Annotated in this window: 5 protein-coding genes; 1 reads left to right on the plus strand and 4 read right to left on the minus strand. The window is 65.3% G+C overall.

Annotated elements, in window-relative coordinates; all coding sequences use genetic code 11:
- Window positions 1-31: 31 nt before the first annotated feature.
- Window positions 32-1,927 carry a S8 family peptidase gene (locus ACPPVV_RS06700; RefSeq protein WP_426702685.1) on the minus strand — a complete coding sequence of 632 codons (1,896 nt, stop codon included), beginning with the start codon at window positions 1,925-1,927 and terminating at the stop codon, window positions 32-34.
- 52 nt (window positions 1,928-1,979) lie between these two features.
- Window positions 1,980-5,867: an ESPR-type extended signal peptide-containing protein gene (locus ACPPVV_RS06705; RefSeq protein ID WP_426702686.1), complete on the minus strand. Its 3,888-nt coding sequence runs from the start codon at window positions 5,865-5,867 to the stop codon at window positions 1,980-1,982.
- 208 nt (window positions 5,868-6,075) lie between these two features.
- On the opposite strand from ACPPVV_RS06705, the gene ACPPVV_RS06710 reads away from it, so the two are divergent.
- Window positions 6,076-7,854 (plus strand): ATP-binding protein, encoded by a 1,779-nt coding sequence (locus tag ACPPVV_RS06710; protein WP_426702687.1) that lies wholly within the window; start codon window positions 6,076-6,078, stop codon window positions 7,852-7,854.
- Between the two features lie 109 nt (window positions 7,855-7,963).
- Here ACPPVV_RS06710 and ACPPVV_RS06715 read toward each other — a convergent pair whose 3' ends face one another.
- Together ACPPVV_RS06715 and ACPPVV_RS06720 are read right to left on the minus strand one after the other, a co-directional pair.
- The gene (locus ACPPVV_RS06715; RefSeq protein WP_426702688.1) at window positions 7,964-8,692 is read right to left on the minus strand and encodes a response regulator transcription factor; all 729 of its coding nucleotides are present in this window, start codon (window positions 8,690-8,692) and stop codon (window positions 7,964-7,966) included.
- A 217-nt stretch (window positions 8,693-8,909) separates the two neighbouring features.
- Window positions 8,910-10,874, minus strand: coding sequence for a S8 family serine peptidase (locus ACPPVV_RS06720; protein WP_426702689.1), 1,965 nt, complete (start codon window positions 10,872-10,874; stop codon window positions 8,910-8,912).

Consider the following 10,874-nt stretch of genomic DNA (forward strand, 5'->3'; position numbering starts at 1 on the left):
GCCCCGACATGGCGCCGGGGCAGGGAGTCTTTCAGGGCTGGCTATAGCTGCCCAATACCGAGACACCGGCAAAGTCCGTTACGCCGACGATTCGCACGTAGTAGGTGATCGCCTGCGGTTTGGAGATCACCACGACTTCGGCATTGCCGGCACGCGCGGAGCTGAAGTCCGCATCGCTGCCATCCGCCTTGGGTGCACTGCCGGCTTTGACCAGCATGGTCACGTCGCCGGTACCACCCATGCTGCGCAGGTTGAGGTTTTTCGCGCCGGCAGGCAGCTCGAGCGTGAACAGCTTGCTGTCGCCAGATGCACCATACAGACCGGTCGCGGCTACACCACGTACCAGCGGAATCATGGTCTCCTCGCCGCCGTGGCCGAGTGCCTGGTTCACCGCGGCGGCCGCATCGACGATGCCGGCACCGATCAACTGATCGGGCGTGATCGGGAAATGACGTGCGGTGCCGGTCAGCAAGGTGCGAATCTGTGCCGGTGAAGGCGTACTCAGGTCCGCTTCCTTCACCGCACCAAGAATGAGCGCGACTGTACCCGTCACATGCGGCGTGGCTTGGGACGTGCCGGCCATGCCGCCATATACCGCCTCACCAGGTACCTTCGTGCCGTCGTTGATCGCCGACCACACGAAGCCTTCAGGATTAGCCTGTTCGCCGCTGGAGCCGTCATTCTTGTAAACGCCGCCGCCGGGCGCCGCAATCGTCACCTTGCTGCCGAAATTGGAATAGAACGCACGCCTGCCGGTGATCCCCGTCGCACCTACCGAGATCACGCCGGGGCAACTTGCCGGTGAGGAAGAACCGCTGTCCATGTTCTCGTTGCCTGCGGCAACCACCACCGTGGTGTTGCGGCTGAGCGCGTCGGCAATCGCGGTGCCGGTGACATCGTCTGCGGTGCAGGTACCCGCGCCGCCGAGGCTCATGTTGATCACCTGTGCGGGGTGCTGGTTGTCCGGCACGCCATCAACATGCCCGCCGGAAGCCCACACGATCGCGTCGGCGATATCCGAGGTGTAACCGCCGCAATGGCCAAGCACGCGCACTGGCAATACCCTGGCGCGGGACGCCACGCCGGCCATGCCCACGCCGTTGTTGCTCAGTTCGCTGATGGTGCCGCTGACATGGGTGCCGTGCCAGCTGCTGTCGGACGGCGGATGACTGCCGTCGGTGCAGGCGGAAAGCCATGGCTCGGTGGTCGTCCAGTCGCCGGTATCCCAGGCACCGGCCATGCGGCCGTCGCTGTCGCGCCCGGACTGCAACGCATCGGACAGGAAATCGTAACCGTCATCCGCCAGCGAGAGGTCGAGGTCGGGGTGATGGGTGATACCGGTATCAAGTACCGCCACGATGACGTCATTGCCATCGGCGAGTTGCCATGCGGCCGGTGCGTCGATGCCGCCTGCCGGATTGGAGAAATGCCACTGGTACTTTGCATAGAGCGGGTCGTTCGGGGTGTCCGTGGCGGCTTGTGCCGGCCCGGTTGCCCGGATGTCGCGCAACGCATGCATCAGCACGTCCGGCTCGACGTGTGCAACGGCCGGGTCGGCGGCCAGTTGCTGCATCAATGCACGTGCCTCCGTCAGGTCGAGCTTGCGTGATGTGCGTACCAGCTCGGCGCCGATCGAAAGCTTGCGTTGATAGCTGATCGTGGTCGGCGCGTTGACTGCTCCCGTGGTGCGGTAAACCAGGCCGGCGCGGCCGAGCGCCGCCGCCACATTTTGCACGACGGCCGCGTGGTCGCGTTGCTCTTTGCTGCCATGACGATAGGTGACGATGAAACGGTCGTAACTGCCGCTGGCAGCCATGACACTGCTGTTGATCGTGGCCTGGGTGGCGGCTTGCGCGGTACCCGCCAGGGCCAGTGCGAGTGCCATGGCGAGGACGCCGCGGCGAAGAGTGTGGCTGATCGAATTCATGTAGTGCTCCAGAGGAATGAGCTGTGTCTTGGAAGGGAGATGACCGCGTGCATTACAGGTCCACGCCAAAGCCGATGCCGGCGGAATTCTCCGAGCCGCTGAAGGCGCCGCCGATGCTGACCCGGGCGCGATCACCGATCGGCGTGGCGTAGCCGACCGCGATCGCACTTTGACCGTTCTGCACGCCGGCCCCGACGGCCAGGCGGCCGCGCCGGCTGGTGACGCCGCCGGCGTTGATGGCCATCTGCGTGTTGGCGGCGCCGATCGCGCCGAGGCGGTCCAGGCGGTTGTCCTGCTGGCGGAAATGGTCGTCGACCTGACTACGGAAACTGTCGAGATCGGACTTGCTCAACGTCTGCGAGAATTTCTTGTCGGTGTAGCTCTGAGCACTGTCGAGCGTCTGCTTGTCGCCGGCGTCGGTGTAGACCTTGCCCTGGTCAATCGCCTGTTGCACGCCGGCGTCCAGCTGGCCCTTGTTCACGGCATCCGTCTGCGCGGTACCGGCGGCGACGTTGGTAACCTGGCGTTCGTTGCCGGCCGAGCCCACCGACACGCTGTTGGCGCGGTCGGCTATCGAACCCTGGCCCAGCGCGACAGCACCCTCCGCAGTGGCCGAAGCACCCTGGCCGATCGCGGTGCCGGATTTGGCGGTGACACTGCTGTCGGCACCCACCGCCACCGCTTCGGTAGCCGGCGTGGTGATGGTGGCGCCAGCACCGACGGCGGTACCGTTGTCGGCGCCGATGACCGCACCCTTGCCGATGGCGGTATCGCCGCCGTCCTGCGCGTGGCTGCCATCACCGATGGCCACGCCCTTGCCACCGCCACTGGGTATGCCGTTACCTGGCCTGGTCGATGGCTGCCCTCCGTTGCCGATGCGATGCTGCAAATCGGCGATGTTGTCCAGCGCACCACCGAGCACATCGTCGAGTGCACCCAACGCACTACCGACGTCGTTATACGAGCCGCTGCGCAGGACGTAATGGGGACCGGCAAAACCGGCCGGACCCATCGCGGCGCCACCGCCGAGTGCGCGTGCCATCGCGTCGCCGACGACAAACAGTTGCGCGCCGTTGACCGCTTCCATGCTGCCCGCGTTCAATGCGCCCGAGCCGACGTTGTCGAGCCGGGTGCCGCCACTGCCGGCGAGCGTGATTTTTGCCTTGTCGTCGCCGTCATAGGTCACGGCGCGAGCGATGCCGTCAGCCAGACCCCCAGTGGCGTCCTTGAGCTGAGCGAGGTTCACGGCGTCGGTATCTTCCGTGCCGGCAGCCACGTTGATGATCTGGCGGGTGAACGCCTCGTGCACGCTGCCGTCGTACCGGCTCGTCCATGCCTTGGAGGAACCCACCGAGATCGCATTGTCGCGGTCGGCCAGCGATCCGGTACCGAGCGCCACGCTGTTGTTGCCCAGCACCAGCGCGTGATCGCCCAAAGCCATGCCGCCGATGCCAAAGGCCTGGGCCTGATTGCCGATGGCGATGGCGTAATCGGCCGTTTCCGGATCGGGCTGTCCGGAACGGGCGCAGATCCAGCACGGCTCACCCGGATCTCCGCCGTCATCTGGAGGGCTTGGGCGCTGGCCGCCGGTCTGTGCGCCTGCGCCCAAGGCGATGCTGCCCACGCCGCTGGCCTGGGCCAGAAAACCGGTGGCAACCGAGTTCTCGCTGTTCGCGTAGCTGCCGTTGCCCAGGGCGACGGCGCGATATCCCCATGCGAAGCTGTTCGCACCCAGCGCGGTCGAGGAGCCGCCGGTGGCCTGGGCATTGTTGCCAATGGCAGTATCAAAGCCAGTCCACTCGTTGCTGGCGGTTTCCGCCCAGGCGCCACCGCCGATGGCGGTGCTGCTTTCGCCTACTGCCTTGCTGGCGACGCCGTAGGCGGTGGCCTGTTCGCCGCTGGCGGAAGCCTGGTAGCCGCTGGCCGTTGCCCACAGGCCATCGGCGACGGAGTAGGCGCCCAATGCCATGGAAGCATTACCCAGTGCGCGCGCCTGCAGGCCGTAGGCCACACCTTGGCCACCGCTGGCGGTAGCGCCGGCACCGGCAGCGATGCTGTAGTCGGTGACGGCGGTTGCACCTGGGCCGATGGCCGTGGCGGCATAACCGCTGGCGCTGGTCTGCATGTCGATCAGCGTGTGACCAGTGGGATCCGGTACCTGGGCGTAGCTGCCGATGGCCAGAGAGGATTCCCCGCTGGAACTGCTGCCGTAACCGATGGCAGTCGCATAGTCGCTACTGGCAGTACTCAAGGTGCCAAAGGCTGAAGATCCGTTGCCAAATGCACCGCTGTAGGCACCTGCGGCGGTGCTGCCCTCACCGAAAGCCGCGCTGGCGTGGCCCATGGCGACGCCGTCGATACCGGTGGCGGCACTGGACGCGCCAGCAGCCACGGCGTGGTCGCCGGAGGCATCGGCATCGTCACTGCCATCAGCCGCACCATCGGCGCTGAAATAATTTCTGATGCTGCCGCTGGTGGCGTCCTTGAGCTGGGCGACGTTTACCGCATCGGTATCTTCCGTGCCGGCGGCGACGTTGATGATCTGGCGGTCGATGGCTTCGTGGGTCGTGCCGTCGCGGTTGGTCCACGCGCTTGCCGCACCGACCGAGACCACGTTGTCACGATCGGCGACCGATCCGGCGCCGAGCGCCACGCTGTTCTCGCTGAGTACCTGGCTGTAATAGCCGAGTGCGAGTCCGCCGTCACCAAACGCCTGCGCCTTCTGGCCGATGGCCACGGCGTAATCGGGGACGTCCCACTCGCCGACAGCATTGCTGTGCTGAGGCGCGCTCGGATCGCCGCAAATCCAGCAAGGCTCACCAGGATCATCGGGATCTCCCGGAGTGTCCGGGCGTTGGCCGCCCGTCTGCGCGCCATTGCCCAGGGCGATGCCGCCAGTGCCGCGGGCTTCCGAAAGAAAACCCCCGGCAATGGATTTATCACCTTCGGCATGAGAGCCATTTCCCAAGGCGACCGATGAGATGCCGTAGGCAAAGCTGTTGGCGCCCAACGAGGTCGCCAGGCTGGCAGTCGCCCAAGAATTGTTGCCGATGGCGGTGGCGCCGTTCGCGCTTGCGCCCGCGTAACCGCCGACGGCGGTGGTGTCGTCGCCGTTGGCTTCACTGGTTGAGCCCAGTGCCAGGGCGTGGTCGCCTTCGGCCTTGGCGTGATAGCCGAAGGCGGCGGACCAAAGGCCATCCACGGTGCTGTACGAACCGACCACGGTGGAGGCATCGCCCAGCGCGCGGGCATTCAGACCCACAGCAACGCTTTGGCCACCTTCGGTCAGCGCACCAGCACCTGCGGCAATGCTCGCATCGGCGTTGGCGATCGCACCCGGGCCGATGGCGGTCGCGCCGGTGCCATTGGCCGATGTCTGCACCTCGCGCAAGGTCTGGTCGACGGGGTCGGGCAACACGATGCTGCTGCCCAACGCCACGGATGACGCGCCGTTGGCGCTGCTGCCGTAACCGATGGCGGTGGCGTAGTCGTTGCCGGCGGTGCTCAAGGCACCGAATGCGGAAGATCCCGTGCCGAACGCTCCACTGTAGGCACCGATGGCGGTACTGCCATCACCGAACGCCGCACTGGCATGGCCCATCGCGACGCTGTCGATGCCGGTGGCGGCACTGGACGCACCGGCGGCCACGGCATGGTCGCCGGAGGCGTCGGCGTCTTCGCTGCCGTCATCATTGCCATGGGCGTCGAAGTAACGGCTGGCGTCGGTGGGCGTCGCGGTTTTTATAACCGATGGCGATGCTGCCGCGGCCTTGTGTGCCTGCTCGGCCGCGATACCGGCCTGTGGCGCGGCGATCGCGGCGACCAGCATCACGGCAAGCGAGCGGCGAACGACGCGACCGCCTCGTGAGGAGGCCAACTCGGAGGCCACGACCAGGCAGCCACGAGTTGCATTCCATATCTTGCTATAGGTCTTGTTCAAAACATTCTCCCCTCACGATGACGATGGCTGTGTGATCGCCCCAGTCCCCCGACCTTGGTGCGATCCATGAGTTTTCTGCGTTGCGATGGACGGCGCGACGGAATGAAGTCCGACCTGTCAGAGTTATAGGATGTCGCGGCAGGCGAATCACGCACGCTGCCACACCGACGCTCACGCTCGTTCACATGACCCGGGAGACCGATCACACATGACCGCGAATTTGTCCCGGCGAGCATTCGAATGGCTGCGTCGTGTGCCGGTGGAAGACGATGTCGATCGACGACATGCACCAGTGCTGCAGGCGTTGATGCTGTTTATCCTGGTCAGCCTTCCGGCCAGCTGGGGCTACCACCTTTTCGTGGTGCGCTCGCCGACGCGGCGCGATGTGACCATCGACTTGATCGCTGACGCGATCGTATGGGGTGCGGCCCTGGCGGTGTTCCTGCTGATTCGCCGCGGATGGCTACGCCAGGGCGTCATTGGTTTTGTCGCGGCCATGCTGGTCAACTTGACCCTGGTGTATTTCACCGTGGGCCTTACCCGGAGCCTGCTCGACCAGACCTTGCCGGTATTGACCATCGTGCTGGGTGGTCTGGTGCTTGGTCGGCGCTCGCTGTGGACGCTTTACGTGTTGTTGATCGCGGTGTTTTCCGTGGGTGCCGTGACGGACGTGCTGGCCTTGCAACTGCGCCACTATCCCCGCCCATGGCTTGGTGCAGCCAATTTGCCGCCCCTGATGCTCAGCTATTTCGCCATTGCACTCGTGCTGGATCGGTGCGTGGCAGCCATGCGCAACAGTCTGGGCGAATCGCGCCGGATGGGTGGTGCTTTGTCGGCCGCCAACATGGCGTTGCGGGAAGAGATGGTGGCGCGGGAAAAGACCCAGGAAAGCTTGATCCACGCACAGAAGATGGAGACCGTGGGGCGTCTGGCCGGCGGCGTGGCGCACGATTTCAACAACGTGCTGGCGGTCATTGCCGGATATGTCGAACGGGCCCAGACCAGTGGCGATCCTGGCCAGCTGCGCCAGATGATTCAGGGTATTGCCGCTGCGACGCGGCGCGGTACGGCAGTCAGCCGCAAGCTGCTCAGCTTCAGTCGCCGGGACAGCCTGCGGCCGGAAATTTTCGATATCGACGAGGCCTTGTGCGAACTCGAACCGATGTTTCGGCAGTTGTTTGGCGCAACCGTGACGCTACACGTGGAAACAACGCAAGGACGCGCCTTGCACGTGAGCACGGATCGCGGGCAGTTCGAGCTTGTCCTGCTCAATATCGCGGCCAATGCGCGGGATGCAATGGGAGATGACGGATGCTTCCAGGTGAGCGCGGCCTTGCGAGAGCGCGACGCCGTGGAGGGAGTGGAGGTCAGCTTGGGCGACAACGGCCCTGGCATGAGCGAGGCCTTGCTTGAGCGGATCTTCGAGCCATTTTTCACCACCAAGCCAGCCGGCAGCGGCACGGGTCTTGGGCTGGCCGTGGTTCGCGAGGTGGTCAACGCCGCTGGTGGCGCGGTGACGGTAGAAAGTCGCGAGAAGCAGGGCACCACGTTCCGTCTGTGGTTGCCACTTGTCGCTGAGGAAGTCCCGGTGGGATTTCGCCATCAGGCGGTGCGCGTATTGCTGGTGGAGGACGATCACGAGCTGCGCGAGCTGTTGCTCGCCGCGCTCGATGACGCGGGCTGCGTGGCGCTGGCGACCGACAATGCGTTCGATGCCGGACGCTTGCTTGGCGAGGCGGGCGATTCACTGGAAGTGGTGGTCAGTGATTGCCGCATGCCTGGCAACGAGGACGGTCGGTTGGACTGGCTGGGGAATGCAAGGCTACCGGTGGTGTTGATCTCGGCCAGCGGCGAAGCAGAAGCCAGGCGCTTGCGGATCCTGGGATTCGACGTCGATTGCCTGCCCAAGCCGTTCCCGCCCACGCTGCTGGTGGAGCGCGTGCGTGCCGCCGCCGAACGGCGAGTCGTGGCGGCCGACATCGCATAGCGCTAGTTAGCGCACGCTATCTCGATCATGCCCTCGGCGCAGTCGTGGGTGATGCCGATCGCCAGGAGATCCTGTCCGGTATCGACGTGCTGCGTGCTGCAAACCGGACTCAGCAGGTCAACACGTAGCCGACACCGCGAACCGCCCGTAACGGCAATGTTTCGCCGCAACTCTCCGCCACCTTGCAGCGCAATCGATAGACAAACATTTCGAGTCGATGCGGATCGAAGTCGAGGATGTCTTCGGTGAGCATGGCGATCAGCTCGTCACGGGAAACCGGCTCACCATCGCCCGCCATCAATCGCCCCAGGATGCGCCGTTCCGGCAGGGTCAAGGCCATGCTGACGCCGCGCGGTGACAACAGACACCAACTATCCGCAGTCAGCTGCCATGTCGGCGGTGGTACCGAGGTCGACAGGCGTCGCCCGAGGCTGCGCAAGGTGGCCACCAGGACGTCCAGTGCCACCGGCTTGGTCAGGTAGGCATCCGCGCCTTCGCTCAAGCCGCGCACGCGATCCGGATTCTCGGTACGGCCGGTGAGCATGACGATTCCCGCCGAGGAGCCGGCGCGCAGCCGCCGGGCCACGCTGAAGCCACTTTCGTCGGGCAGGCCCACATCGAGCACCACGATGTCGAAAGTGTTTTCCCGCAATAGTCGATCCGCGGTGGCTGCGCAATCGGCACCGATGACATCGATGCCGTAGTTGCGCAGGCCGGGGACCAGTATTTCGTCGCGGATCTCCGGGTCATCCTCCACCAGCAATACACGCAACGGTCGTTGCGCACGATCGATCGGCGCGGAGCTGGTGTGATCTTTGGCGGGGTTGGCAATCGACATCGAAAGGCACCGGCGTCTGTCAGCGGCTGGCAGGCAAGAGCCATCCGCTGGCATTGCCTTGTCGGCACCAGGCGGTGTCGATCAGTGCCCGAGCATAACCCGTCGGCACCCGGGGGTCATTTCCACCGGCGACAACTGGCGAACGGCTTGGCGCGTGTCACGTAACGAAAAATCCCGGCCGAAGCCGGGATTTTTCTTGTGATCGTCCCTGTGCGGCTCAGGGCGAATAGTTGCCCAGCACGCCGAGGTTGCTGAACGTGGTGTCGGCCTTGATCAGAACGTAGTAGGTGCCGGGCTGCGGCGTGCGTATGACCACCGATTCATTGTTGCCGATGCGGTTCGACTGATAGTCGTGGCTGTCCGTGGTGGGTGCATGACCGCGGCTGACATACAGCGACACATCGCCCATGCCGCCGAAGCTGCGCAGGCTGAGGTTGCGCGCACCGGCTGGCACCACCAGCGAGAACAGCATTTCATCGCCGGTGGCTCCGTACAGGTTGCCGACCGGCACGGCATTGGTCAGCGCCGTGACCTGTTCGCCGGGATCGTTGCCGATCGCCAGGTTGACGGCCGCGGCGGCGTCCAGGATCCCCGGGCCAATCGGTGTGCCCGACGGTGGCACGATGGGGAAGGGCCGCACGCTGTCGGCAAGAAAGCCCTTGAGCTGAACCGGCGTGGGCGACGGCAGGCCTGCGCTTTGCATGGCGTCGAGGATCAAGGCCAGCGTGGCACTGACGTGCGGCGTGGCCTGCGAGGTGCCGGCCATGCCGCCGAAATACACGTAGCCGTCGCCGACATCGTCCGCCGGGGCGGTCGTGCCGCTGTTGACCAGTGACCACACGAAACCGTCGTCGCGCGGGTTGTTGCCACCGCAGCTGCCGCCGGTATCGGGCACGTGGTCATCCGGACAGATGCCGCCGCCGGGTGCTGCCAGTGCCACGGCCTTGCCGTAGTTTGAGTACTGCGCCTTGCCGCCGTCGATACCGGTGGCGGCCACGGCGATCACGCCGGGGCAGCTGGCTGGTTGATAGTTCTCCGTGTTGCTGCCGTCGTTGCCGGCGGCCACCACCACCGCGGCGCCGAGGTCGTTGGCCTGCTTGATGGCCATGGCAAACGCGGAGTCGGAATAGCAGTAACCGCCGCCGCCCAGGCTCATGCTGATCACTTTCGCCGGATGCTGATTTTCCGGCACACCGTCGACGTGACCGCCGGCAGCCCAGACGATGCCGTCGGCGATATCCGAAGTGGGACCACCGCAGTGGCCGAGCACGCGCACCGGCAACACCTTGGCCATGCCGGCCATGCCGGCAAGTGCGATGCCGTTGTTGGTCAACGCCGCGATGGTGCCGGAGACGTGGGTGCCATGCCAGCTGCTGTTTTCCGCAGGGGCGCCGCTGCCGCATTCGTTCGCCGCGGTCCAGTCACCGGTGTCCCAGCCACCGGTTGCGCGGCCATCGGCGGCACGGCCGGAATAATCCTTCGAGCTGAGGAAGTCGTAACCGCTGTCACCCAACGAATAGTCGATGTCGGCATTTTTGGTCAGGCCGGTATCGAGTACCGCCACGGTGACGCCTGTACCGTCGGCGAGTGACCAGGCGGCCGGTGCGTTGACGCCGCCGGTGGCGCTGAAGAAATCCCATTGGTACTGCTGGTATTTCGAGTCGTCCGGCGGATCCTGCGGAAACGCCGCCGGTTGCGAGACGGCGGCCCGGCGCACTGCGGAAGTGCGGACGCTGTCGATGGGATGCATGACGGCATCGGGCTCGACGAACTGCACGGCCGGATCGCTGGCGATCTGGCGCATCAGGATCGTTGCTTCCGCATCGCTGAGCTTGCGCGTCGTCTGCAGCAGGTCGGCACCCACGGCGAGCTTGCGTCGATAAGTCACGCCCAGCGCCGGGACGGCTTGTCCGTTCAACGTATGCGTTGCGCGGTTCAGTCCGCTGCGGGCAATCGCCACGCCGACGTTCTGGACGGCTGCAGCGTGATCGCGTCGCTCGGTGCTGCCGGGCCGGTAAGTGACGATGAAGCGGTCGTAGGACTGTCCCTGTTGCAGGCTGCTCGTAGTGAAGCGGGCGGCCGGAGCCGGACTTTGAGTGGCGGCGTTGACGCTGGTCGACATGGCCAGTGCTAGTGCTGCACTTAGCGCGGCAACGCGCAGAAATCGACGGTGTTCGTTCAT

The sequence above is a fragment of the Rhodanobacter sp. Col0626 genome (assembly GCF_049994385.1).
Classification (GTDB): Bacteria; Pseudomonadota; Gammaproteobacteria; order Xanthomonadales; family Rhodanobacteraceae; genus Rhodanobacter.